At 50.4% G+C, this 26999-nt stretch carries 19 protein-coding genes; 8 read left to right on the forward strand and 11 right to left on the reverse strand.

The window, feature by feature from the left end; translation table 11 throughout:
- Nucleotides 1–65: 65 nt before the first annotated feature.
- Both SD10_RS12865 and SD10_RS12870 read right to left on the reverse strand, forming a co-directional pair.
- Complete coding sequence (locus tag SD10_RS12865; protein ID WP_046574151.1) at nucleotides 66–1391, reverse strand: ABC1 kinase family protein; 1326 nt, start codon at nucleotides 1389–1391, stop codon at nucleotides 66–68.
- A gap of 78 nt (nucleotides 1392–1469) precedes the next feature.
- Nucleotides 1470–2126 (reverse strand): TetR/AcrR family transcriptional regulator, encoded by a 657-nt coding sequence (locus tag SD10_RS12870; protein WP_046574152.1) that lies wholly within the window; start codon nucleotides 2124–2126, stop codon nucleotides 1470–1472.
- Between the two features lie 145 nt (nucleotides 2127–2271).
- On the opposite strand from SD10_RS12870, the gene SD10_RS12875 reads away from it, so the two are divergent.
- Both SD10_RS12875 and SD10_RS12880 read left to right on the forward strand, forming a co-directional pair.
- Nucleotides 2272–2793, forward strand: coding sequence for a hypothetical protein (locus tag SD10_RS12875; RefSeq protein WP_046574153.1), 522 nt, complete (start codon nucleotides 2272–2274; stop codon nucleotides 2791–2793).
- A gap of 121 nt (nucleotides 2794–2914) precedes the next feature.
- On the forward strand, nucleotides 2915–4363 hold the full coding sequence (locus SD10_RS12880) for a tetratricopeptide repeat protein (protein ID WP_046574154.1): 1449 nt from the start codon (nucleotides 2915–2917) through the stop codon (nucleotides 4361–4363).
- A 95-nt stretch (nucleotides 4364–4458) separates the two neighbouring features.
- Here SD10_RS12880 and SD10_RS12885 read toward each other — a convergent pair whose 3' ends face one another.
- The 4 genes from SD10_RS12885 to SD10_RS12900 all read right to left on the reverse strand — a co-directional run bounded on the left by SD10_RS12885 (nucleotide 4459) and on the right by SD10_RS12900 (nucleotide 9479).
- Nucleotides 4459–6591, reverse strand: coding sequence for a ComEC/Rec2 family competence protein (locus SD10_RS12885; protein ID WP_046574155.1), 2133 nt, complete (start codon nucleotides 6589–6591; stop codon nucleotides 4459–4461).
- On the reverse strand, nucleotides 6588–7040 hold the full coding sequence (locus tag SD10_RS12890) for a GNAT family N-acetyltransferase (protein WP_046574156.1): 453 nt from the start codon (nucleotides 7038–7040) through the stop codon (nucleotides 6588–6590). The genes SD10_RS12885 and SD10_RS12890 overlap by 4 nt, the downstream gene beginning before the upstream one ends.
- A 128-nt stretch (nucleotides 7041–7168) precedes the next feature.
- Complete coding sequence (locus tag SD10_RS12895) at nucleotides 7169–8533, reverse strand: M43 family zinc metalloprotease (protein WP_046574157.1); 1365 nt, start codon at nucleotides 8531–8533, stop codon at nucleotides 7169–7171.
- On the reverse strand, nucleotides 8514–9479 hold the full coding sequence (locus SD10_RS12900; RefSeq protein ID WP_046574158.1) for a PhoH family protein: 966 nt from the start codon (nucleotides 9477–9479) through the stop codon (nucleotides 8514–8516). The genes SD10_RS12895 and SD10_RS12900 overlap by 20 nt, the downstream gene beginning before the upstream one ends.
- Nucleotides 9480–9839: 360 nt before the next feature.
- Between SD10_RS12900 and dnaB the strand changes: the two genes are divergently transcribed.
- Nucleotides 9840–11426, forward strand: coding sequence for a replicative DNA helicase (gene dnaB / locus SD10_RS12910; RefSeq protein ID WP_046574160.1), 1587 nt, complete (start codon nucleotides 9840–9842; stop codon nucleotides 11424–11426).
- Nucleotides 11427–11521: 95 nt separating this feature from the next.
- On the opposite strand, the gene SD10_RS12915 is transcribed toward dnaB, so the two are convergent.
- From SD10_RS12915 to SD10_RS12925, 3 genes are all read right to left on the reverse strand, one after another.
- The gene (locus SD10_RS12915; RefSeq protein ID WP_046574161.1) at nucleotides 11522–12322 is read right to left on the reverse strand and encodes an LOG family protein; all 801 of its coding nucleotides are present in this window, start codon (nucleotides 12320–12322) and stop codon (nucleotides 11522–11524) included.
- A gap of 291 nt (nucleotides 12323–12613) precedes the next feature.
- Nucleotides 12614–13825 carry a pyridoxal phosphate-dependent aminotransferase gene (locus SD10_RS12920; RefSeq protein ID WP_046579470.1) on the reverse strand — a complete coding sequence of 404 codons (1212 nt, stop codon included), beginning with the start codon at nucleotides 13823–13825 and terminating at the stop codon, nucleotides 12614–12616.
- A gap of 166 nt (nucleotides 13826–13991) precedes the next feature.
- Nucleotides 13992–15530 (reverse strand): TolB family protein, encoded by a 1539-nt coding sequence (locus SD10_RS12925; RefSeq protein WP_046574162.1) that lies wholly within the window; start codon nucleotides 15528–15530, stop codon nucleotides 13992–13994.
- A 247-nt stretch (nucleotides 15531–15777) separates the two neighbouring features.
- On the opposite strand from SD10_RS12925, the gene SD10_RS12930 reads away from it, so the two are divergent.
- The 3 genes from SD10_RS12930 (at nucleotide 15778) to SD10_RS12940 (ending at nucleotide 19540) form a co-directional block, all read left to right on the forward strand.
- Complete coding sequence (locus SD10_RS12930) at nucleotides 15778–16608, forward strand: hypothetical protein (RefSeq protein ID WP_046574163.1); 831 nt, start codon at nucleotides 15778–15780, stop codon at nucleotides 16606–16608.
- A gap of 89 nt (nucleotides 16609–16697) precedes the next feature.
- Entirely contained in the window at nucleotides 16698–17315 is a 618-nt protein-coding gene (locus SD10_RS12935; protein WP_046574164.1) for a cysteine hydrolase family protein, read from the forward strand.
- A 32-nt stretch (nucleotides 17316–17347) separates the two neighbouring features.
- Complete coding sequence (locus SD10_RS12940) at nucleotides 17348–19540, forward strand: alpha-galactosidase (RefSeq protein ID WP_046574165.1); 2193 nt, start codon at nucleotides 17348–17350, stop codon at nucleotides 19538–19540.
- Nucleotides 19541–19823: 283 nt separating this feature from the next.
- Here SD10_RS12940 and SD10_RS12945 read toward each other — a convergent pair whose 3' ends face one another.
- Both SD10_RS12945 and SD10_RS12950 read right to left on the reverse strand, forming a co-directional pair.
- The gene (locus SD10_RS12945; protein WP_046574166.1) at nucleotides 19824–21140 is read right to left on the reverse strand and encodes a PQQ-dependent sugar dehydrogenase; all 1317 of its coding nucleotides are present in this window, start codon (nucleotides 21138–21140) and stop codon (nucleotides 19824–19826) included.
- A gap of 147 nt (nucleotides 21141–21287) precedes the next feature.
- The gene (locus SD10_RS12950; protein WP_046579473.1) at nucleotides 21288–22163 is read right to left on the reverse strand and encodes a TraB/GumN family protein; all 876 of its coding nucleotides are present in this window, start codon (nucleotides 22161–22163) and stop codon (nucleotides 21288–21290) included.
- Between the two features lie 251 nt (nucleotides 22164–22414).
- On the opposite strand from SD10_RS12950, the gene SD10_RS12955 reads away from it, so the two are divergent.
- Nucleotides 22415–25786, forward strand: coding sequence for a methylmalonyl-CoA mutase family protein (locus SD10_RS12955; RefSeq protein ID WP_046574167.1), 3372 nt, complete (start codon nucleotides 22415–22417; stop codon nucleotides 25784–25786).
- 55 nt (nucleotides 25787–25841) lie between these two features.
- The gene (locus SD10_RS12960; protein ID WP_046574168.1) at nucleotides 25842–26924 is read left to right on the forward strand and encodes a glutaminyl-peptide cyclotransferase; all 1083 of its coding nucleotides are present in this window, start codon (nucleotides 25842–25844) and stop codon (nucleotides 26922–26924) included.
- The last annotated feature ends 75 nt before the right edge of the window (nucleotides 26925–26999 follow it).

Raw genomic sequence — 26999 nt, forward strand, 5'->3', positions numbered from 1 at the left:
AGACGCATAAAGCGTTGAGAAATCCCCCCTCTTTGTGCGTCTATATATGTGCTAATGTTGTATAATCAGACCAACGCCTTGGTCGAACGCAGCCACTCGGGCTTCGTAGTTGTTACACGGGCTTTTAGTTCATTCAACATGGCGTAGAGACCGTAGTAGGTACGGTTCACATACAAGCCATCCTGCGATCCGCGGGCCACTTTCGAGTTTTTCAATTCGTCTACATTAGCCAATCCTTCGGCAAACGCATAAACCCGATTAAAGTAAGCATCATCCCCAAAATCAAAGGACTCAACCGCAAAGGGTTCAGCCAGCATGCGGGTCATCTGCTTAAATAAATCGGAGAAAAAAGCCCGCTCTTTAGGTGAATCTTCAGATGTGAGGAACTCCAGATTTTCAAAAATCTCTTCCGTTAACTGAGCGTCATCGATGGTATCCGGATTAACCAACCGGAAATAATTATCGTAATAAAAATCAGGGATAACTTTCACACAACCGAAATCAATGACGCCCATGGTCCCATCGGCCCGCATCAGGAAATTGCCCGGATGCGGGTCGGCATGAACCTGACGCAGGGTATGAATCTGAAAATCATAAAAATCCCAGAGCGCCTGCCCAATCCTGTCCCGAACCTCCTGCGACGGATTCGTTTTCATGAACTCTTTCAGGTGCATTCCTTCGAGCCAGTCCATAGTCAGAATACGTTTCGATGATAATTCGGGGTAGTATTTGGGGAATACCAGACCCGGAATGTGAGCACAGGCTTCTGAAATCTCAATAGACCGCTTCAACTCAAGCTCGTAGTCTGTCTCTTCCAGCAGTTTCGATTCCACTTCGCCCATGTACCGGTCGATATCCCGCTCATTTAGGTTCAGGAGTCGAACAGCGAGCGGTTTAGCAATTTTCAGGTCTGAACTGACGGCATCGGCTACCCCCGGATACTGGACTTTAACGGCTAGTTTTTTTCCATCCTTCCAGGCCTGATGCACCTGCCCAATGCTGGCCGCATTGACGGCCTCAATGCTGAACTTGTCGAACAGTTGCGCGGGCGTTTTGCCAAAATACGTTTTAAACGTCTTGACAACCAGCGGACCCGACAGGGGTGGTGCCGAATACTGAGCCATCGTGAACTTGTCGGAGTAGGCCACCGGCAGCAATCCCCGGTCCATGCTCAGCATCTGGGCCATTTTCAGGGCCGAACCCTTCAATTCACTCAGGGCATCATAGATGTCGGCCGCATTATCCTTGTGCAATTCATCTTTCGACAAATCGGGATCAAGCAGTTTCTTACTATAATGCTTTATATAGTTACCGCCAACCTTTACACCAGCTTTCATGAACTGGCTGGCACGCGCAACCTTACTCGTTGGAACGGATGTCTGGATTTTCATTTTTTATGAGTGAAAGAGCGAAAGATGGAAAGAGTGAAAATGGCTGGCATTAGCGTTCTCGCTCTTTCTATCTTTCACTCATTTATTCTGGTACATGAACTTAGCAAAATCGAACAGGGTATCTAACGGCGAACGGCCAATGAGATCGAAGGCGGTATTGACTGACTTTTCAATAGCGGAGTCGGTCTTCTCGAAATTCTTACTTACGTCGCGTATCCAGAAATCAAGCAGGTAAAGTGTTTGTCCCCAAAGGGCATCCGGGTAACGGTCAGTCACAAACGGACGTGGTTCAACCTCCTTGCTTTCCCGGCCTTCGGCCAACAGATCGCGGGCATAGTCGAAAAACTCGTCTTTAAATGGATTTAAAATAGGCACTTTAGGCGTCAGGCTCCGGATTCCTTTGCCTTTGCTCTGGTCCTTTAACCGACCAAAGCTATACACAACAAAGCTGCGCTGCGCTTTCAGTAACTCGATCCAGGTGTAATAGAAAGCCAGCAGCTTTTCGCGAACCGAATAGCCCTGATACGTTTCATCGGCTTCTACGGTTGTCTTGGCATCGGTAAAAAAGGCCAGCCAGATGTCGGCTTCAATGGCATCGAAGGAGGTGTAGTGGTTGTAAAAATCAGCCTCAGCTATTTTTAGTTTCTTGGCAAACTGAAAAACGGAGGTAGGTTGCTTGCCATTTTCGAGTACGTACTCCGTGTACGCTTTGCGGATTTTTTCTAGCATTTCCATACAACAGGACAACGGCCCGTTTACAAAAAAAGTTTAGTGGTTTTCTGCATCTGAAAGCCCAATAACTTCCTGTATTTTTGTCCTGCTTTACCGAACAAATCAAATCGATAAACTGACGCTAACGAATCAATTTCCTATAACTGTCATGAATAAAGTAACAATGTGGTTGTGTTGCCTGGCGCTGTTCATCAGCCTGCATAGCTTTGGTCAGTATGGTGGATACGGCGGGGGGTACGGCCGAGGGGGTTATGGCGGAGGCATGGGGCAAAGTATGCCCAGCAGCCCACCCAGAGCTTCTGTCCCGAACATTGCCGGCGATATGGCTCAGAAGGAAACTAAATGGTTGAAAGAAAACCTTGAGTTGACTAAAGAGCAGGCCAAATCTGTCAAACAACTCAATAATGAATACGCCAGCCAACAACAGGATGCCATCAAAGACATCATTGGCACGGGTGGCGGTCGTCCTTCGCCGGAAACAATCAAGCAGGTGAAAGATGTGATGCTGATGTTCAATGAAGAAAAGGAAGAAAAGCTAAAGCCAATTCTGACGCCGGAGCAATGGACGCTCTATCAATCCAAGAAAGAGGCCATGCAAAAGGAAATTGGTGGCTGGCGGCCGGCGGCTCCTAAGAAAGACTCGACGAGCCGGGCGGCCAATCAAGGATAGGACTAACGCAGACCGGTTAATTGTTTTACAAAAAAGAAGGCATTTTCCCGACCAATCCGTAAGTCTAAGGAGTACGTTATTACGTAAGTGTGGCGATATACCCTTTTAATTCGCCCGACTTATGAAACGCTTCTCCACGTTACTCTTTTTATTCTGTTTTTGGTATACGGCTGGACTAACTCAGCCAGCCCAAAGTACTACCCAGGCTATTCGATACATTAAGTTAGCCAATACCCTCCGTGCGGTCGAAAAATCGGACGAAGCCATCAGCCTGATCAAACGAGCAATACCAGCCGTTCAGAAAACCAATTTTTACTGGGAAGCCGTTGCCAACGAGCTACTGGGTTTGTCGTATATGGATTTGCGGGATAGTACCACCGCTATCCGCTACCTGGAGAAAGCGCGCGCCCAGTACCTGAAACTCAAATATGTAGCCAGTGCCTGGGGCGTAAATGAGGTGGTCCGAAATCTATCAAACAAGAACCTGTACGCTGGTATTCAGATTGGCACGTCGACGATTAAGCTGGCGATTCTCAAAACGAAGTACGAGACTGATTTCTACGAAAAGGAAATCAAATCGACCATCGATATACCCAATCCATCGGTTACGCTTTTTGCCGATGCCTCCGGCAGCTACCGCCCGACGCAGGATGCCCTGAAAGTGTGTCTGGATTCGATTCAACACTACAATATTCCCAACGAACGGGTGTTCATCGTTCTGAGTAACGATGTCCGGGAAGAACTAGTCCGGAACCCCCGAACTCGAACGAAACTTTACGAGCAACTGTCGCGGGTGCTGCCCAACAGCAGCCTGAAAATAGACACCTCACTCACAGCCAGTCGGGAGGCCGAATTATTTACGACCGGCGCCATTCCCCGCAAAGTATGGCCAACTACCTCCGCGCTGGATATAGGCAGCAACAGTACTTTGGGGGGCTACTTCGAGCAGGCGGCCGGGCCCAACAACAAAACGTTTCATGGCATCAATGTCCCCGTCGGCATCAACTCACTCGTTAGCCAAATCGATACAAAACGGTCGATGAACATGGACGCCTATAAAAAGGAAGCGCAACGGGTTGTCAAATCCATCGCAGACAGGGAACTGGCACCCCGTCTGAATGCCAGTAATCAAGGATTACAAAATCGGAAAACAGTGGGGGTTGGCGGCGACATCGTTTGGGCACTTATTACGTATTTACATCCGGAAACTGCGGGCGTGACCGCCGTGGCCGTCACGCTGGACGATGTCGAACGCTTTAAACGACTGGCACTAAACGACTATAAGGAGTTGACAAAACCGAACCTGAATGGAATTGTTGATCCGGAAATCAGAGCCCAGGCGGAAAGCAACGTGAATACTATTCAAAACCAACTCGATGAAAAACAACTCATTGCCGGTGCTTTGTGGCTGGAATCCATCATGAAATCGTACTCAGCTATGAATGGCGAACCAAAGCGTTTCGTCTTCGTTCGCAATGCCGATGTAGGCTGGGTAACCGGCAAATTTCTGGAAACGATCAATTTCGAATACGAGTCAACCATCGCTAAAGGGGCTTTGTATACCCGGTAGATCGTGTCTAACTGGAAAAAGAATGAGGCCATCAGTTAAATCTTTAACTGATGGCCTCATTCTTTTTCCAGTTATTTTTTGCCAATGGCTACGCGTCACCTCAAATCAGCGACGTACGCGCCCATCTGTCGCACCGAATAACAGGCAATGTTACGAACTTTCGCTTCGGATAAAAGCCTGTCCGTCAGCGGTGTTTTGTTCGAATCATCGAAGATAATATGTTCCGCCACCACGCGCCCGGTGAGCTGATTCCAGTCCTGTAACGCATTTCGGCGAATAATCAGGTAATCGACTGCTGCGGGTAACCGCCACCGGTTTCTACCCGTCAATTTGTTGACCAGCAAGAGCGTTTTTCCCTGCCAGACCCACAAACCATACTCGCGGGCTTGGTAATAGCCGGGGATATTGCCGAGTGAGTGCCGGTCCGTTTCCTTTCGGCTGGTATTGACAATGGTCAGGGCCGAAACGCCCCATTGCCCAAAGGTATTTTTGAGGTAAAAATCGAATGAACGCGTATCGGTACGATCCAGATCGGTTACCAACTGACTTCGGTGTCCAGCCGTCAGACTTACCGCCGTCCGGTGCGGAAGAAAATGGACGGCCAGCCGTTGTTGATGAGCCTGCTGATAATCACCCCAGATCGTGACGCCTGCCAGCAATAAAGCGGCAACGCAGGTAACCCACAGATATGCTCGGTTTCGGGTGAGGATCAGAGCCGCTCCGGCAAAAATAACGGCATAGATCAGCCCCATAGCCGTTTGTGAAAGCCAGAGCCCATCCCAGGCCGCTCCAGGTAACTGGCCCGTTTGCGTCACGGCGTAATTCAGAATCCAGGCAACTTTATGCAACAACCAGCCCAGCACGTCATTCAGATAGGGTACCCAGCTAAAAGCCAGCATAGCCATGGCTAGTGGCAACAGAATTTCTGACAGCACAATCACAAGTGGATTGGCCAGGAGGAAATACGTAGGAAACTGATGGAAATAGAATACGCCCAGCGGAAAAGTAATTAATTGAGCCACCAGAGCTACCGCCGTTAACTCCCAAAGTCGGTTCGCCCAGGTGTAGCGAAAGGTTATGGACTGATAAAGGGGCGACTGCCACCCACTTATGCCGCCCACTGCCAGGTAAGACAATTGAAACCCTGCCGAGAACACGGCGTATGGGTCGAAACAAAGAATGAAAAAAGCGGATGCGCCCAGCGTATTGGCCAACTGCTGTTGACGCCCCATTGCATTGGCGACAATGAGAAGCGAAAACATGGCTGCGGATCGAAGTACCGGTGGTGAGAAGCCAGTAACCAGAGCATAAAACCACAAAATGGTTAGCTGCAGAAAAGCCATCATCAGTTTACCCCGTGGCCGCTTGATCAGGAAGCTTAACAGGTACGTCAACACGGCGAACAGGATGCCCACATGAAGCCCCGATACAGACAAAATATGCACGGCCCCAGCCGCCGAGTACGCACGGTACAACTCAGTGTCCAGATCGTCGCGCACACCCAGGATCATGGCGTTCACGATGCCGTATTCGGACCGGCTACCCACCTGATGGGTAAAAACGCTGTCGGCCCATCGATTCACGATGGTTGCCAGCTTCGTGATTTGGCTGGGTGGTTCAAGACCCAAAATTGCTCGCTCGAAGGTGCGCAGGTATTGCTGGTGGTATATATTTCGGTAGCTGAGGTACCGTTTATAGTCAAACTCACCCGGATTCAAGGGCGGATCAATGGGGCGGGGCGCTCCCGATACCAACCAGACTTCTCCATATCGGGGCATGGCTTGCCGGATCGACGCTCCATTTACCTTGTCCAAATAGACTATCACCCGACCACTAAGCGGTTGCCATTGATCGCGCCAGTTTCCCCGGCGGATGGCTAACTCGACGCGGAAAGTTTTGGCTCGTTCTTCGGGTTGCGCAGCGACGACACCTTCATAGGCCGTAAGCGTATCGGTCAGATGAATGATATTCGTCGACTCATTGCTCGCCGTATGTTGGTAAGTGATGCCCCAGCCAAGCGCCAAAAGAATCAACAATCCGCCCATGCCAGATGCCGTCTGAATGGGTTTGACGCGTTCATTCACCTGCTGGTAAAAACCCCAGCCCAGCAGGCAAACGCCCACAAACAAGGCCATTAACGGAAGTTGCGGCCAGTCTGGCAATTGCCCATACAGTACGATCCCTGCAATCAGCGCGCCTACGTAGCGCACAAAAGGATTTCCTTTCATTCTTTGGCGTAGGCAGACCCTGGCAAGACCATTTTATAATGCTGTATACCAGCCTCTTCGAACATAGGTCCAACCGACACGAAACCGAAACCAGCGTAGAGAGGCATGGCGGTTACCTGCGCGTGAAGATAAATTCGTTCAATGGGTTCGGGTTGCTGGCTAAATACATCGTCCAGAACTGCCTTCACCAGGGCCTTCCCGACGCCCATCCCCCGAAAATCGGCCAGTACGGCAAATCGTTCCAGCTTCACGCCGTTCGAGGTACGGCGCCAGCGGGCCGTTCCGCATGGTGTACCATCGACACGAGCCAGAAAATGAGTGCTACTTTCCTCAAATTCATCGTATTCTTCCCGTGCATCGACATGCTGTTCCTCAACAAACACTTGACGACGGATGGCAAAAGCTGCTTGGAGGTCAGATGGATTTGAAATGGGTAAAACGTCAATCATAGAATAGGTGGTATAAGGGTTGGGGTTTAGGGTTTATGGATTACGGATTACGGATTACGGTTGGCTGACGCGAATGAAAGCAGGTGTCAGCCAACCGTAATTCGTAATCCACAAACCCTAAACCAAAATCATTGCACCAGCAAGCGCTTGCTGGCCATTTCGCTGCCGGTTTTGACCCGGACAATATACATACCCGAAGCCAATCCCTGCACCGAAAGATTGACCCGTGTACTAGGCGAGTTGGCGTACGAATACGATCGTAGCTGACGCCCGGTGGCATCGAAAAGATCGACACTAAATGTTTGAAAACCCTTTAGCTGTACGTCAACTGATGGATCGCTTGTTGTTGGGTTGGGATATAAGTTGACCGTCAGTGCTTCCGTTTCTGTCAGGGGCGACGATACGGCCTTCAACAACTGCGCCCGCCGAGGGCTCAATGTCATGACCAGACGCATGCGGGCCACCTGACCGGCCGTAAACAGATTCATACAGGCATCGGGCCAGTAGTTCATATAATCTTCTACCAGATCACGGGTTTGCTGGCCATTGAAGCAGGTGGAATAAGTCTGATTACAGGTGAGCAATTTGGACACGTCTGATCGGTCTTCGGTTGGTGGCGTATCCGCTACATAATCTTCGGCACATCCATTTCCATCCCCCCAGGTGTGAATCAGGCCCAGCCAATGGCCAATTTCATGCGTGGCTGTGCGCCCCAACGCATATAAGGAGGCTGTACTGACCGTCCCAATTCGCTTACCAAAATACCGGTAGTCGATTATCGTACCATCCGTAAATTCGTTAGCTGAAGTCGGTAGCCCTTTCAGCGTATCCGCTGCCGTTGGAAATTGCGTATAGCCAATGTAAGAATCAATTTTAGTAACCCAGATATTCAGATACCGGTTACTGGGCCAGTACGCAATTTGCGAGAGTAACACATCGTCATTGAATACATTAAACGATGATTTTTGCGCGTAGTAATGCCGGGTAATGCCATTGGTTGCTTTCCCTTCAGGATCCGTAGTGGCCAGATAAAACTCTATACGAGCATCGGCCCCTATCGGGCTTGTATTATACCCGTTTGTCCCCTCCTTTCGGCGATAATCCTCGTTCAGCACCTGAATTTGGGACAAAATCTGTTCGTCCGAAATATTGACATTGTTGGCACCACCAATGGTATTCGTTGCATTACTATGCACGACATGAACCACAACCGGTATCCGATAAACGGTTTCATCATCCGCTTGCCTGAGTGATTGCGTTTTGGCTTCAGCCTGCTGAACCAGGTGGTTTAGTTGGTTGAGCTGACCCAGACGGTTAGGGTCGCGTTGTTGTAGAATACGCTCATGGTCAACCACACCACAGCGGTTAATCAGTTCCTCTTGAGTCGTCTGTGCCCAGCCTGCCGAGGCTGTTACATACAAAAACAAACCGGCCAGCCAACGCCAGCCGGTTTGTTTTTTCTTGATCAGGTTGTTATTGACCTGCTTTTTCATACGCTGTAATAATTTCGCGAACGAGCCGGTGGCGGACAACATCGCGGCCATCCAGTTCTACGAACGAAATTCCCTTGATGTTTTTCAGAATATCGACCGACTCGATCAACCCTGATTTTTGCCGGTTGGGTAGGTCAATTTGGGAACGGTCACCGGTAATAATTGCCTTCGATGTTGGCCCCATTCGCGTCAGAAACATTTTCATCTGCATCGGGGTCGTGTTCTGCGCTTCATCGAGTAGAATAAACGCATTGTTCAGCGTCCGCCCCCGCATGTACGCCAGGGGCGCAATCTCAATGATTCGATTCTCGGTATAAAATTTCAGCTTTTCGGCCGGAATCATATCATCAAGCGCGTCGTAAATCGGGCGCAAATAAGGATCGATCTTCTCTTTCAAATCGCCCGGCAGAAAGCCCAGGTTTTCCCCTGCTTCTACCGCCGGTCGGGTTATAATGATCTTCTTAACTTCTTTATTTTTCAACGCCCTCACGGCAATTGCAACAGCCGTGTAGGTTTTTCCGGTACCCGCCGGTCCAATGGCAAATACCAGGTCGTATTTTTCGGCGGCTTCGACGAGCCTTTTCTGGTTATCTGTCTTCGCGCGGACGACGACACCGCGTGTTCCATAGACCAGTACTTCGTCATCATCAGGCGGCACAGGTGGCGCCATTCCGGCACCGTTCGTGGGCAGCCCACTATGACTCAGGTAGCTCTGGACATTTTCGTGGGTAATTTTCCCATACCTCTGATAATGTTCCAACAGTGAGTCCAGAATATCACTGATGCGGCTAATCTCGGGCGTTGTGCCCTTAATACGAATCTCGTTGCCACGCGAGATAATTTTGCTCATGGGAAAGGCAGCGGCCACTTCTTTGATATTGTGGTTTTCCACGCCCAGAAAGTCGATGAGCGATACATTGTCGAGGGTGATGACTTTTTCGACCAAACGATGAATTACGTTAAAGTGTGATTCCGAAAAGTAAGCGATTTCTTTACGTGTACAACGCGTTTTATCGAAAAATTATTCATCTGGATACATTTCTTATTTTCCGTTATTTTTTTGCACAAAACAAGTATTTTGCACTAAATAATGGCTATCTTGCTGATGTACAGACCACTACTCCACTTCTGTATTATGTACGCAAAGCTATACGGCTACCGTTGCTCAAATAATCAGTTTTTTTTTCAGCAGGGTAGTGTCAACATTACCAGAATGTTACGGCCAATTTGGCGATGGCCGTGTCTATACGTTGAACAGTCCGGGCTTGCCTTGAGGGTGATAGATTGCGTAAACTTGCACTAACAGATGGAGAATAACGCACGCCCCAACCAACACCTTCGTAAGCCTTCGGCCTTTGCCGGAGGGCGTCAACAAGCCGGAAACCATTGGCTCGACACGGGCCTTGGCAAACTGCCCCCGCAGGCCCTTGACCTCGAAGAAGCCGTGCTGGGTGCGTTGATGATTGAAAAAGACGCCCTGTCGTCGGTTGTTGATATTCTCAAGCCAGAGACATTTTACAAGGAAGCTCATCAGCGGATTTATCAGGCCATCCTGACGCTGTTTGGTAATTCAGACCCCATCGATCTGTTGACGGTTACGCAGCAATTGCGGAAGACTGGTGAGATCGAATTGGTCGGTGGTGGTGGTTACGTTTCCGAACTTACCTTTCGGGTCAACTCGGCGGCCAACATCGAGTACCACGCCCGTATCGTGTCGGAGCAGGCTCTCAAACGGGCGCTCATCGCCATGTCATCTACGATTCTGCGCGATGCCTACGAGGACACGACGGACGTTTTTGAACTCCTCGACCGAACGGAGCAGTCGCTCTTCAAGATTTCGGAATCGAACATCAAGAAGAATTACGCCGACATGAGTACCATCGTCCGGATGGCCCTCAATGAACTCGAGACCAAGAAAAACCAGGAAGGCTTAACCGGTGTGCCATCCGGCTTTACCAACCTCGACCGGGTTACCTCGGGTTGGCAACCCACCGAACTAATTATTCTGGCGGCCAGGCCAGCCATGGGGAAAACTGCATTTGTCGTTAGCGCCCTGCGGAACGCGGCCGTCGATCACGGAAAACCCGTCGCGATTTTCTCCCTTGAGATGTCGTCCGTACAGCTAGTGAATCGTCTGATCTCGGCCGAAGCGGAAATTGATTCGGAGAAAATTAGAAAAGGAACGCTGGCTCCGCACGAATGGACGCAATTGCACCACAAAATTCAGCGGCTGACCGAAGCGCCTATTTTCATCGACGATACCCCTGCCCTATCCATTCTCGAACTCCGGGCCAAGTGCCGACGGTTGAAAGCCCAGCACGATATTCAGATGGTCGTCATTGACTACCTCCAACTGATGTCGGGTGATACATCCGGTGGCCGGGGCGGTAACCGCGAACAGGAAATCGCGTCGATTTCGCGGGCGCTCAAGAACCTGGCGAAAGAACTGAATGTGCCGGTCATTGCCCTTTCGCAGTTGAGCCGGGCGGTGGAAACCCGTGGGGGCGACAAAAAACCACAGCTTTCTGACCTTCGTGAATCGGGATCCATCGAGCAGGATGCCGACATGGTCTGCTTCCTGTATCGTCCTGAATATTATAACATAACAGCCGACGAAAACGGGAACTCGACTGTTGGTATTGGAGAGGTAATCATTGCCAAAAATCGGAGTGGTTCCCTGGATACGGTGCAGCTTAAATTTATTGGTAAGTTTACCAAGTTCTGTGATCTTGATTCGTATTTTGAGCCCGTACAGGCGCAGGGTTTTGCACCGGAGGTCAATGGATTGAGTAGCTTCGAAACGCCCCCATCGGCGGGTAGCGTCTTCAAGAGTAAGGCGAATACGATGTCGAATTTCGGTAACGCCGATCCAAGTCAGGAGACACCCTTTTAACCTAGCGCGGACCGCTCCGCCCCTGCCCGTATCGCGTTAAGCTAAACAAGGTTAGTCTTTGGCGTAACGAGCAGGATCAGGGCGGTCTGCTTCACTTAAAAGTTAGGCTTCAGCAAATATTTGTTATAGAACTCGTCGATCACTTTGACAGCCTCGGTCGGTGTGTCAACGATACTGATGAGCTTCATGTCTTCTGCGTTGATGTTCTGTTGTTCACCCAGCATGACATCGGTTATCCAGTCAATTAGCCCCTGCCAGTAGGTTTTGCCCACGAGCACAATCGGGAAACGGGCAATTTTACGGGTCTGAATAAGGGTCAAGGCTTCAAACAATTCGTCAAGGGTTCCCATACCACCAGGCATCACGACAAAGCCCTGAGCGTACTTAACGAACATTACTTTCCGGACAAAGAAGAAGTCGAAGTTGATGCTCTTGTCGGGGTCGATGTAAATATTGCTGTGCTGCTCAAACGGCAACTTTATATTCAGGCCAACAGATTTACCGCCCTGCTCAAACGCACCTTTATTCCCAGCTTCCATAATGCCGGGACCTCCGCCAGTGATGACGCCATAGCCATGCCGGACTAATTTGGCCGCTATTTCTTCGGTCATCTTGTAATAGGGGTTGTCCGGCTTGGTACGGGCCGAACCAAAGATGGATACACACGGCCCTATTTTGGCCAGTTTGTCGAAGCCCTCCACGAACTCAGCCATCACCTTAAAAATGACCCATGAATCGGCTGTTTTTATTTCGTTCCAGTCATGATCCTGAAAAGCTTCTTTGATGCGTTGTTCGTCGGGCGTCAGCAGTAACTCGTCGCGCTTGGGTAAGTCATTGGCAATGCGTTCGGTGCTCTGCGTTTCAGAGCGATGAACATTTTCTTTTGTTTCTTCCATTTACGTACTAAAAAAGGCAGTGGGCGCGAAACGTACTCACTATATACTTGAATTAAACTCCATTAAACTTCTTAAAAATTTTGCTGGCAGCCATACCGACAAAATCTATTACGGATGGGGGAATCTATTAACAATCAATTTCCGGGAAACGTTTCATATCATTTGATGCATGTTTTAGCGATTACGAACCTCCTTATACGCCTTGAATGCTTCATCCCGATGAAAGTATTTTTAAACAAAATGGCCCGGAATTTCGGGCCATTTTAGGTGTGTAGCATAGTTTCCAGTTTTCTATAACCGTCGGCTCTCCAAAAAGTTTTCGATCCGATCCAGCGCAACGGTTAACTCATCAACCGTTGGCAGGCAAACGATTCGGAAATGGTCGTTATGAATGTAGTTGAACCCATTGCCCGCCACCACCAGCACTTTCTGCTCAATAAGCAGATTAAGCACAAAATCATCATCATTCGCCAGGCGAAACTGCGTCAAATCAATTTTTGGGAAGATATAGAGTGCCCCTTTCGGTTTCACGCAGGTGATACCCGGAATGGCAACCATGCGTTCGTAAGCCAGCATCATTTGCTTATACAGCCTTCCCATAGGCATCACCAAGTCATTGATACTCTGATAACCGCCCAGCGCCGTTTGAATTGCGTATTGGGTGGGTACGTTGGCACAAAGCCGCATACTAGCCAGTAGTGTCAGGCCCTCTATATACGATTTGGCCCGTTGTCGGGCACCGCTCAGAATCATCCACCCGCCCCGAAAGCCAGCCGCCCGGTAGTTTTTCGATAAGCCGCCCATGGTGATACACAGGGTGTCGTTGATCAGCTTAGCGATCGGATTATGAACACTACCATCATACAGAATCCGGTCATAAATTTCATCGGCAAAAACAATGAGCTTATGTCGTTCAGCAATCCGGGCCAGACCTTCCAACACCGCTTTGTCATACACAGCACCGGTTGGGTTGTTGGGGTTAATAACGACAATGGCCCGTGTGCGGGGCGTGATTTTACGTTCCAGATCCGCCAGGTCAGGATTCCAGTCGGCCGCTTCATCGCAGATATAATGCACAGGCTTGCCGCCACAAAAGGCAACAGAAGCCGTCCAGAGTGGGTAATCGGGTGAGGGCACCAGCACTTCATCGCCTTCGTTGAGCAATGCCTGCATGGAAAGCATAATTAGCTCGCTCACCCCGTTACCGATGTAAATGTCGTTGATGGCAATGCCCGGCAAGCCAATGTTCTGAGTATGGTGCATCACCGCTTTGCGGGCCGCAAACAACCCGCGAGAGTCTGAATACCCCTGCGCATTGCGAATATTCAGAATAATATCATGAACAATTTCGTCGGGAGCGTCGAAGCCAAATGTAGCTGGATTCCCAATATTCAGGCTGATAATTTTGTATCCCTGACTTTCCAATTCAAGAGACTTCTCATAGATCGGCCCCCGAATGTCATATTTAAGATGTGTAAGCCGATCGCTTTTCAGTATTTCCATACCCGGTAATTCCATCCCGCAAAAGTACGGAAAAGAATGGGGTTTGAGGTTTACGGTGTGTTGTTTGTCGTTTGTGGTTGGCTGGCGCGCTTAGTGCTCACTCACGAATAACAAACGACAAACCACACACTACAAACCCCAATCCTTTCCAATAAACGTCAATGCTCTATTTCTCGACCGGGCTGAGTGCCGTCTCGGCCGAATTACTGATGAAAGCGACCCGTTTGCTATCCGGCGACCAGGAAGGCGTGTTGATTGTGCCCTGGCCACCGTAAATGTAGGCCAGCACCTTGGGTTGCCCAGTGCCCGATATGGGCAGCATACGCAGATAAACGTGTTTATAAAACGGGTGATCATCGGCCTTCACTTCTTCTTTCAGGAACGAAATGAACAGCAACCATTTGCCATCCGGCGAGATGTGCGGAAACCAATCGTTAAATTCACCATTCGTAATCGCCTGCTGCTCAGAGCCATCAGCCTTCATTCGGTAAATCTGCATGGTTCCGGTACGGGCAGAGTTAAAGTAAATGTACTTCCCGTCGGGCGTATATTCAGGGCCATCGTCAAGGCCTTTCGCATCAGTTATCCGCAGCTCAGGGCCACCGGCAGCGGGCACGGTGTAAATATCGTACTCATTATTGCGCGAGGCCGTGAATACAAGCGTCTTCTTATCCGGCGACCAGCCATGCAGATACGATGGTCCTTGGGGCGTAATCTGTTTGGGCGATCCACCCTTTGCTGGAACGGTGTAAATAATGGACCCCCCCAGTTCTTTCACGCCACTGCTCAGGCCCAGCATTTTCCCATCGAACGACAGCACATGGTCGTTGTTATTATTTTTCACATCGCCGGTGTTCAGGATGGAAGGCTTGCGGCTGGCCAGGTTAAAGGTATACATCAGGCCATCGCTGTTATACAACAACGTTTTACCATCTGGCGTCCAGTTCGGGGCTTGCAACGACTTAGGTGAATTAAAGATCACCTGACGGTTTCCACTTGCTATATCCAGGATTTCGAGGTTACTACCCAGATAATCTTTGTACGGCACCAGCCCCTCGAAGGCAGGGACGCTGATGCGCACGTCCCGAAAAACACCCCGTTCCAGCACATCTTTATTGTGCGACCCAATAAACAACCCGACATATACCTCATCACCAAGCGGCAGGTCGGTAACCTGTTCGGTGACAAACGGCTCGCCAAACTTAGCGACACGCATGGTATAGGTATTCCCTTTTCGTTCGAGCTGAATCACATCGGCCCCGGTTAGTTTAGCCTTAACTTCTTCGGTATTTGCGCCTTCGGTTCGCCGGAACTGCAAAGACGTCAGGCCATCGCCGTGTTCAACAGCGTTGATGTGGGGCGATTTACCGTCGAGGCTGGTTCGAACCATCCAGCCCACTTTTCGGTGCGGATCGACGCCCTTCCCGACCAGAGCAGCGCGCGTATAGAGTATAAAATCGCCTTTCATGCGCTTCCACATAAAATGGAATTCGTCATGATCAAACCAGACATTGTAACCTGATCCGGAAAGATCGTACGTACGCGTCTGGGGATTGTAGGCTGCTGAACCAGGTTTAAGCACGGCGCCAATATCGCCATGGCCTTCGAATAGGCCCAAATTGGCTTTTTGGGCCATCACCGGCAGACTGGTTGTCAGAGATAAACTGGTCAGGCAGGCCAGCAGAGTTTGTTTTAGGTTTTTCATCAAGGTTATTAATCTACTTACAATCAAGTTAGTAGCTACGAAAGACTGGCTACTACCTACGAAAGATCAGATATTGACATTCTACCGATTGCGTAGCTATAAAAGGAGTCTATATGGTATTTTTTTACAAAGTGTATGCGCCAACTGCTGGTCCGAAAATCCGATTTTTGCTAGCTTGCCCCTCGAAAATGGCAAGCACCCTACATTTCCTAACGCCTGAACTTCCTACCATAACCAGCCCTATTCCATGAGCCCGCTTACTTTTCTGAGTCGCCTTACCCTGTTTATAAGCATTTTCTTTACCACCCTGACCAATGTTCATGCACAGGCCAAAGCGCCCCAAAAAACATACATGTACCTGATTTACCATAAGTTGTCGCCTGGCCTCACCATTCAGGATGCCCTTCCCGTTGAGCGCGAATGGCGAAAGATAAACCAGGCGGCAGTCGATGAAGGAAAGCTGGAAGGCTGGTACATGACCGTCAAACAATTTACGTCAAACCCAAACCAAACCGAGTACGACTACGTCACCCGAATCGTTACGCACGAGATGGCCATTAAAGGGGCATCGCCCGAAGCCATGGCCCGAATTTATGGTGACAGCGTACAAGCGAAAATGGCCGACCTGCAACGACGGGATCGGGCGACGGCACCGGTTGTAAAAATCGAAATATGGGAAATCACCGACGGCACGTTTGCGCCAAAATTTGCGCCCGACGGCACGCAATTCATGGTTGTCGATCGGATTCGTCGCCGAAACCCAGGGGCCGATTATGACAATCTTGTTGGTCAGTTGAAGAAGCTGAGCGAAGAGCGCATCAAACGGGGGAATTTGCTCGGCTGGGATTTCTCAACTTTAGTGATTCCGAATGGCAGTGAAAAGGGCTATGAATTCAGTATTGCCCACTATGTTACAAGTTTGGGCGCCATTGGGAACCCGATTCTGGCGGATACACCGACGCCCATTCTCTCCGCGCAGGCTTACAAGCAACTTCGCAGCCAGACGGCGCAAGTATTCGATATCACCCGGCAGGAGGTGTACCGGTTTATGGAGTTTACGACAAAGCCCAGCAACTAATAAGTAGCCGGAAAAGCGGGAAGTACAGGAGGAGAAATTGTTTAGGTGTCACTTGTTTTACTATGACCATTATCTCCTCAACGCATCAAATGGAAACTAAAAATGAAGATTTACACGGGAATGCGCCTGATTCGTCGCCCGTGGCCCTGTTGATTATCGACATGATCAATGATTTGGAATTTCCGGGTGGAGACGAACTACTGGAACCCGCCAGCCGCGTTGCCGAGGCCATTGCCGACTTAAAGAAAAGGGCCCAGGCCGAACACATTCCGGTTATTTATGCCAACGATAATTTTGGCCGCTGGCGGTCCAATTTCAATGACGTTGTCGAGCATGTCCTGGCCGACGGGGTTCGGGGACAATATCTGGCAGACGTACTTAAACCTGATCCGGATGATTATTTTGTGCTTAAACCCAAGAATTCAGCATTTTACGAGACTACGCTCGATATGCTGCTGACCTACCTGGATGTCAAACACCTGATTCTGACGGGCCTTAGTACCGATTCTTGTGTGCTTTTTTCGGCGAATGACGCATTTATGCGCGACTTAAAACTTTCCATTCCGATCGACTGTGTAGCTGCCATCAAAGCAACCCACACGCACGACGCCCTGGCCTACATGAAGCGGGTGCTGCGGGCCGATACGACGCCATCCACCCAACTCGATCTGGCAGCCATGTGCCAGGAGTTGTCTGATGCGCATTAATTTCACCTTTTTCACTACATAATTACCTCCTGATGAAACAGCTTTGTCTGTCATTATTTCTTTGTTTCCTGCTGTCGTTTACTGCCAACGGAGCATCGGGCGACACCCATATCACGATCGAAACTCAACAAACGGCGCTGGTTATTCGCATCGATAAAGACCAGACGCCTACCCTGGTTCACCTGGGACCCAAGCTCCGAAATATAGCTGAGTATGCAGCTATTCCCGGCAACGGAAAACGCGGTGAAGATTATACGAATATCTACAATTCGGTTTATACCCCCGCTGGCAGCCGAAACTTGCTGGAACCCGCAATTCAGGTGACCCACGCCGACGGGAACCCTTCCCTCGACCTTAAGTATGTTCGGCACGAAACCCAAGCGGTTGCCGATGGCATTGTGTTAACTAAAGTATATCTGAAAGATCCTCAGTACCCTTTTGAGGTGACGCTGTATTATAAAGCGTACCAGAAGGAAGATGTTATCGAGCAATGGAGTTCGATTCGGCACACGGAAAAGAAGTCCGTTACCCTCCACAAATATGCCTCGGCCAACCTCTACATTCCGGCGCAGAATTATTACCTGACGCACTTCCACGGCGACTGGGCCAATGAAATGAATCCCAGCGAAATACCGCTCACTGAAGGCATAAAAATTCTGGATTCCAAGCTCGGTACGCGGGCCGATTTATTTCAGCCTCCCTCCTTTCTGGTCGCGATCAACCAGCCCGCCGATGAAAATCAGGGCGAAGTCATTGCCGGTACGCTTTCGTGGTCGGGCAATTTCCAGCTGGCTTTTGAAGTCGATCCGCTGCACAACCTGCGCATCATTCCTGGCATCAACCCATATGCATCGGCGTATTCCTTAGCCCCCAACACCGAGTTCAAAACACCTGCTTTTCTGTTTACCTATTCCAATCAGGGCAAAGGTGGGGCTAGCCGCAGTCTGCACCGCTGGGCGCGCAAACACCGGATTCCGCAAGGCGAAGGCAACCGCCTGACTCTCCTGAATAACTGGGAGGCTACCTACTTCGATTTCAACGAAGAAAAGCTATCGGCTCTTTTTAAAGACGGCAAGAAGCTTGGTGTTGATCTGTTTTTGCTGGATGATGGTTGGTTTGGCAACAAATACCCGCGTAACAATGATAAGACGGGCCTGGGCGACTGGCAGGAAAACGTGAAGAAGCTCCCCCACGGCCTGGGCTATTTAGTGAAAGAGGCCGAGAGCTCCGGAATCAAATTTGGTATCTGGCTGGAACCCGAAATGGTGAGTCCCAAGAGCGAACTGTACGAGAAACACCCGGATTGGGTCATTAAGCTGCCCAACCGGTCGGAGTATTACTTTCGGAATCAGTTGGTGCTGGATTTATCGAACCGCAAAGTTCAGGATTTCGTCTACAACGTGGTCAACGATCTGATGACCAAAAACCCAACCCTGGGCTTCATCAAATGGGACTGTAACGCGGTCATTTACAATGCCTATTCGGCAACGATTCAAAACCAATCGAACCTCTACGTCGATTATGTGCAGGGGCTCTACAACGTGCTGGAACGGGTGCGGGCCAAGTACCCTACCCTGCCCATGATGCTTTGCTCGGGGGGCGGTGGCCGGGTGGATTATGGCGCCCTGAACTACTTCACCGAATACTGGCCCAGCGACAATACCGACGCTCTCGAACGGATCTTTATTCAGTGGAACTACTCGTATTTCTTCCCGTCCATTGCCAGTTGCAACCACATCACCGACTGGGGAAAACAGCCCATCAAATTTCGGACAGACGTGGCTATGATGGGCAAAATCGGCTACGACATTGTGGTCAGCAAATTAACGGAGCCCGAATTGACATTTAGCCAGGAGGCCCTTAAAACCTACGACCGCGTCAAAGATGTCATCTGGAAAGGCGATCTGTTCCGGCTGGCGTCGCCTTACACCAACGATGTGGCCTCGGCCATGTATGTCAATGAGGCAAAGGATCGGTCTGTGTGGTTTACGTATCTGGTAAAGAATCGCTACAAAGCGGGCAGTATGGCCCCAATCAAACTGAGCGGCCTCGATCCGGCCAAATCGTACCGGATTCAGGAACTGAATGTATATCCGGGTACCAACTCGACCATTAGCAAAGACACTGTAACCTATTCCGGCAATTACCTGATGACAATCGGCTTCAATCCTCAGGTAGATACCCGCCGAACCAGTGTTGTGCTGGAGCTGGCAGAAGCGAAGTAAGAAGATTTTACACAAGCAGGCCAGCATCGGGCGATGCTGGCCTGCTTGTGTAAAACGTGATTATCAAGAAAATGTAGCCTTCAGGTAAGCGTACTTTGTACCGTGTTGTCAGTTTCTTAAAACTGACAAGCGAGGTTTCTCAAAACTCCCTAAAAGTTAATAGCCTTTAGCCTATCCGATAGGTTTTAAGAAACCTATCGTGTCAGTTTTAAGAAACTGACAACACCCAAGTAAGTCTCTGTTCCCACGGTCCGTGTCCTCACGGACCGTGGGAACAGTAATTTTACTTCGATGACGAAGCCGTCGCTTTTTTAGCCGAGGCCTGATAACTGATTTTGAAGAGGGTTCCGTTCAGGTCGTCACTAACGTACAACGACCCGTCGGGGCCTTGTGCCAGACCACATGGCCGGTGCTGAACCGGGCCTGTGGGTTTAACCAGGTCCGTTCCGGCGAAATTATCTGCGAAGATCTCCCACGGCCCCGACGGCTTTCCGTTCTTGAAGGGCACAAACCCAATCAGGTAGCCTTTATGAATCTCCTGCGACTGGGCATGAAAGGCAATAAAGGCGCCATTTCGGTACCGTTCCGGGAAAGCAGTGCCCGTATAAAACAAAAGCGCATTGGGCCCCATGTGCGCCGGGAAGGCCGCTACGGGATTGATGGTTTTAGCCGTACCGGTCTTCTTCCCATCGCCCCCATACTCGGGCGCCAGGATTTTCTTTTTCTGAAAATGGTCATAATACACGTAAGGCCAACCCGCATCATCGCCCTGATGAACCTCAAACATGGTTTCGGCGGGTAACTCAGCGCTTTGTTTCGGCGTGTAGTACTGAGGATAGAAGTCATCGAACTTGCCCCGGCCGTGCTGCGCGACAAACAGGGAATTGGTCTTACTGTTCCAGTCCAGCCCGACAACGTTTTTCAGTCCGGTCGCATAGCGAACACCACTGGAGAACATTTGATCGGGAACATTCGCTTTAAACTTCCAGATGCCCGCAGCCGAATCCAACAGTGGGCAGGGCATCATGCCTTTACCCGTACCTGCTACCCGGCAGGCGTCGTTATCGGAAGCTATATTGACATAGACATTACCCTGGTTATCAACGGCAATCGACTTCGATTTATCCCGGTCTTTTTCCCGTAAGCCAGACACCAGCTTTTCGGGTTGATCTGGATTGACAACCTCCTGGTTCTCGTTCAGCTTGTACCGATAGATGCTGTTGTTCGACGAGGTGTACAAATACCCGTCGCGGATGAAGATCCCCGTGCCGGGATAGTCTCCGAAACCAACCCGCTCATCGACCACGCCATCTTTATTCGTGTCGCGTAACCGATAAATGCCTTTCCCATCTTTCAGTTTGGCCAGTTTCACGTAAATGTCGCCCGTTTTGCTGACGACGATATGGCGGGCGGAGCCCAAATCCTCCGCAACGATGCTGGCCGAAAAGCCCGTTGGTAGTTTAACCTCCGCTGCAGTAATGCTTGCCTGAGCAGCGCGAGCCGGTTTGGTGGGCGGAATAGTTTTGGTATTTCCCCACACGGTATTCATCACAAACAGGGAAGTAACGAGGCAGGTAATCGAAAAAAAAGGTTTGTTCATGGATTAAGGTAATCGTTCTTACTACTTATCTGGACATTTGCGGTTCGTGAAACCTGTACGTCAAGCAAAGCAGGAAGCGCGGCCGGTCTAACCGTCTGATTAAAAATAATGATTCAGGAAAGACCAGGCGTAAAAGGGAATACACCCCTACTGAATCGGTTTGACCGAATACCCTTTCTTGCGGAGCAGGTTCACTACCCCCTTTTCATTGCCCAGATGACCGGCACCAAAAGCGAAAAAGGTAGGCTTTTCTTTCGCAGCTTTTTCAATGACGGGAATCCAGTTGGCGTTACGCTCACCAAGCAGGCTATCTTCATATTCGGCCATGTCGCCAAACTTGCTGTTTTTCATCAAGGCCGTTAGTTTGGCCATGTCGTTGGCTTTGTAAGCGGCCAGCAAATCGGCAAACTCTTTTTTCGCTTCATCGGGCTTCTTCGCCATGTCGACCAGCCCTTTCAACTGCTCCTGCATCGGAATCTTGTCCAGTGCCGCCAACTGGGCATCGACGCTTTCCAGGCCCAACACCTCTTTCTTTTCCTTCGAAGCCATCTCGGCAAATGTCATGTCGTAAGAGGCTGGCTGGCAAGGTAGCAGCGTCATGTACATTAGCGACATCAGCCCGATGGGTTTTAACATACCCACCTGCGCCAGGCCCATGTTCATTTTCTGCTTCAGGTACGTATCCAGCAAGGTGTAATCGTCGGGCAAAAGCAGGTCTTTTATAGTTTTGCCGCCGGTCATGATCATGGCTTTCTGCATACTTCCCATCATGTTCGGATCATCCAGATCAAGCTCCAGATAAACCTGACTGGCGGCACCAACGGCCTTTTTCATAGCATCCGTGATGGTCAGATCATTTGGGCAAACGAGGTGAAACGTCCCGTAGAGGTACGACGGCTTGGCCAGTCCGGGACCGGTTACTTCGTAGAGAAGCGCCTTATCCTGCGCCTTGGCGGTATGAATCAGCGAACCGGCCAGTAAAACGCCCGCTACAGACAACCGGGCAAGTAGTTTAGTTTTCATACTGATTTTAGTCATGTCAAACGGTTGATCAAGCAAAGCTATTCGTTTAGCCAATCCAGCTGCTGAAAATAAGTTGACTGTACCATTGAGCTGGATGAACGGTTGCCCGGCCCGAATGAAACGGCATTTACGCTTCGTTCGTATCTTTGAGAAAACGGACAAAACGTTGTCGACAGTTCGGCCTTACCAACACTTGTGTTGGTATTGATCGGTCAGGTTCCTTTCGTCTAACTCCCTTTACGCCTTACCCCATGACTGCACAGAAAAGTAAACTCGATCCATCGGACACGCCAGCGTTCAGGCATAAGATTCGCATTGTGACGGCGGCTTCGCTGTTCGATGGGCACGACGCGGCCATTAACCTGATGCGTCGGCTCATGCAGGCGTCGGGGGCCGAAGTGATTCACCTGGGGCACAACCGCTCAGTGGCTGAAATCGTTGACTGCGCTATTCAGGAAGATGTGCAGGGCATAGCCGTGACCAGCTACCAGGGCGGCCATCTGGAGTTTTTCAAGTACATGTATGACCTGCTTCACGAACGGGGGGCGGGTCACATCAAACTCTTCGGGGGCGGGGGCGGCACGATTCTTCCCACCGAAATTGCCGAATTACACGCCTATGGGATCGCCCGTATTTACTCGCCCGACGATGGCCGATCCATGGGGCTACAAGGGATGATCGACGACTTGCTACGGCAGTGTGATTTTGCGCTGCCGCCAGCGACTGAAACCCAGATTTCGGCATCGCTGCATGAAAACACCAACGCAGTTGCCCGGCTCATTACCACCGCCGAAAACCTGCCCGACCACTACCGGCAAACCGCTCTTTCCCTCTCTCGCTCGATCGCTCTTTCAACCCCCGTTCTTGGCATTACCGGTACGGGGGGCGCCGGAAAATCGTCGTTGATCGATGAACTGGTGCTTCGTTTCTTGCGGACGTATCCCGATAAAACACTGGCCATTATTTCGGTCGATCCGTCGAAACGAAAAACGGGCGGTGCGCTTCTCGGCGACCGAATCCGGATGAACGCGATTCATTCACCCAGAGTTTACATGCGGTCGCTGGCAACCCGACAGTCGAACTTAGCGTTGAGTCGCCACGTGCAGGACGCCATCGATGTGTGCAAAGCGGTTCCATTTGACCTGATTATTGTTGAAACCTCCGGCATTGGACAATCCGATACCGAAATTACGGAACATGCCGATAAGACCCTGTATGTGATGACAGCCGAGTATGGGGCCGCCACGCAACTGGAAAAAATCGACATGCTCGATTTCGCAAACATGATTGCCATCAATAAGTTTGATAAACGGGGCTCGCTGGATGCCCTGCGCGACGTCCGGAAACAGTATCGGCGCAACCATAACTTGTGGGACGTCCCAGACGAGGAACTACCGATTCTGGGCACCATGGCCTCGCAGTTCAATGACGCTGGCATGAACAGGCTGTTCGATAAACTTATGGCTGCTCTTGAGGTTCCGTTCGCGGCAACAGCTGCGCCCGATTCTTTTTCTTCCAGAGAGGAATCGGGTAACCTGAAACCAGAAACCACACAAACTATTATCCCGCCGGATCGTGTGCGGTATCTGGCCGAAATTGTCGAAGAAAGCCGCCGGTACGATGCTTTTGTGCAGGACCAGACGACCCTAGCCCGCAAACTATATCAACTGGATGGAACGCGTAAGCTGATTGACGATGGGCCTTTGCAGGATGCGTTACAGACGATTTACACCGAACTCGAAGCCCGCCTGCATCCCGATTGCCGGGCTCTGTTGCAGCAATGGCCCGCGATGCAGCAACGCTACACCGCCGAATTGTATGAATTCACCGTGCGCGACAAAGTCATTCGGCAGCCGTTGTATTCCGAAACCCTTTCCCACCTGAAAATACCGAAAGTCAGCCTACCAAAATACCACGACTGGGGCGACGTTTTGCATTGGCTGCTGACCGAAAACGTACCCGGTGAGTTTCCATACGCAGCGGGCGTGTTTCCCCTCAAGCGCGAAGGCGAAGACCCCACGCGGATGTTTGCGGGTGAGGGTGGCCCCGAGCGAACCAACCGCCGGTTCCATTATGTCTCGAATGGGCTCCCGGCCAAACGACTATCGACGGCCTTCGATTCCGTAACGTTATACGGCGAAGACCCGGCCATGCGCCCCGATATTTTTGGGAAAGTTGGTAATTCGGGCGTAAGCATCTGCACTCTCGACGATGCCAAGAAACTCTACTCCGGCTTTGACCTCTGCGATCCGGCAACGTCCGTTTCTATGACGATCAATGGCCCGGCTCCGATGTTACTCGGCTTCTTCCTCAACGCAGCCATCGACCAGCAGTGTGAGAAATACCTGGCCCGGGTCGGCACACAGCCAAAGATCGAGCAGGCAGGTTTCCAACTGAGCTACAACGGTCCCCTTCCCGATGGCAACAACGGACTTGGCCTGATGCTGCTTGGCACTACGGGTGACAAAGTATTGCCCCGCGAGGTATACGAGCAAATAAAAGCCGATACGCTGCGAAAGGTGCGCGGAACGGTGCAGGCGGATATTCTGAAAGAAGATCAGGCGCAAAATACCTGCATTTTTTCGACCGAATTTGCCCTGAAAATGATGGGGGATATTCAGCAGTATTTTACCGATCACCGCGTTCAGAATTTTTACTCAGTGTCGATTTCGGGCTATCATATTGCCGAAGCCGGGGCCAATCCGATTACGCAGCTGGCGTTTACGCTGTCCAACGGCTTTACGTTTGTCGAATATTACCTGAGCCGGGGTATGGCAATTGATGACTTTGCCCCTAACCTGTCGTTCTTTTTCTCAAACGGCATGGACCCCGAATATACGGTGCTGGGGCGGGTGGCCCGCCGGATCTGGGCCAAGGCGATGCGCCATAAATACAAGGCCAACGACCGGTCCCAGAAGCTAAAATACCATATCCAGACATCCGGGCGCAGTTTACACGCCCAGGAAATCGGCTTCAACGACATTCGCACCACCTTACAGGCCCTGCTGGCGGTTTACGATAACTGCAATTCGCTGCATACCAATGCCTACGACGAAGCCATTACAACCCCCACCGAAGAATCCGTTCGGCGGGCCATGGCGATTCAGCTGATTATCAACCGCGAGTTTGGGCTGACAAAAAACGAGAATCCGCTCCAGGGCGCCTTTGTTGTTGAGGAACTGACTGATCTGGTCGAAGAGGCTGTCTATCAGGAGTTTCTGTCGCTCAACGAGCGCGGGGGTGTACTGGGGGCCATGGAACGCATGTACCAGCGCAGCAAAATCCAGGAAGAGTCGATGTATTACGAAACGGTAAAGCACAACGGCGACCTGCCTATCGTGGGCGTCAATACGTTTCTGGACCCAGCCGGTTCGCCAACCATTGTTCCCACAGAAGTGATTCGCTCCACCGACGACGAAAAGCGGTATGCCGTTGACTCGTGCCAGCAGTTTCAGGAGCAACACCGCTTCGAAGCCGAACGGGCGCTGGCTAATCTACAAGCTGCGGCCCTGGCCAACGAAAATATTTTCGAGCAGTTGATGGAAGCTACCAAAGTCTGTTCACTGGGGCAACTCTCCAATGCGCTCTATGCCGTGGGCGGTCGTTACCGGCGAAATATGTAAATCCAATACTTATTTACTAAAAACCAGCGCAATACTAGTTACTGCTTTCGTATACATGAACATCCGCTTTTGCTCAATTCTTTTGCTCGTTCTGACAGGTCTTATGCACATGGCCTGTCAGGAAAAGAAGCCCGCCCAATCCACTGCCGACCAGCCTACGCCCGTTGCTTCGCTGGCCAAAACGACATACAATCTGGGCGACACCATTTTAGTCCAACTTAGTCGGTCAATCACACGGCCGAAGGTTACGGTCGATGGAGCGGATTCTCCTATTTTCCAGCAATCAGAAAAGTCATTAGCCGTTGGGTATTCGGATGGAAAAACGGGGCTGCATCAACTTGTGGTGAGTGGCCTTACCTCTGGCAGTGCATCATTTTCCGATACGCTCAACGTGGAGATGTGGTCGGATGTAGTGCCGGTGAACGTTGCCTATACAGTCCTTAAAACGTATCCGCACCGCGAAACCAGTTTTACGCAGGGGCTGGAGTTTTATAAAGGTGTTTTGTATGAGAGCACGGGCCTGAACGGACAGTCCAATGTCATGCAGATTGATGTGCAGACCGGCTCTGTTCGTAAATCCGTACCGCTGGCAAACCAGTATTTCGGGGAAGGCATAACGATTGTCAACAACAAAATTTACCAGCTAACCTGGACATCGGGCATATGCTTCCGGTACAACCTGGATTTCAGCCTGGACAAGACGTTTACATACCATACCCAGGGCTGGGGGCTAACCCACCGTGACACAACCCTCATTTTAAGTGACGGCTCCAACAAACTCTTTTTTCTGTCGCCCGATTTTCAATCTCTGGGTGAGGTGAACGTGTATGACAACAAAGGGCCCATTATGAATTTGAATGAGCTGGAGTATGTAAATGGCTATGTTTTCGCCAATGTCTGGCAAACGAATCGCATTGTACAGATTGACCTCAAAACGGGAAAAGTGGTCGGAAACCTGAACATGGAATCCATTTTACCGACGTCCATCGACACCAAAGAAAACGTATTAAATGGGATTGCCTTTCAACCAACCGAAAACGCATTTTATATTACCGGGAAAAAGTGGCCTACCCTCTTTAAACTTCGTATAAAACCCGCCGAAAAAGAAAGGGCCAAAGACGTAATTGCTTTCCGATAATGTAGTTTTTGGGCTCGCGAAAGTTTATATCCTGGACACGACTCTATTTTACTCAGTAATGTTTCAAGTACGCCC

The organism is Spirosoma radiotolerans, assembly GCF_000974425.1.
Taxonomy (GTDB): Bacteria; Bacteroidota; Bacteroidia; order Cytophagales; family Spirosomataceae; genus Spirosoma; species Spirosoma radiotolerans.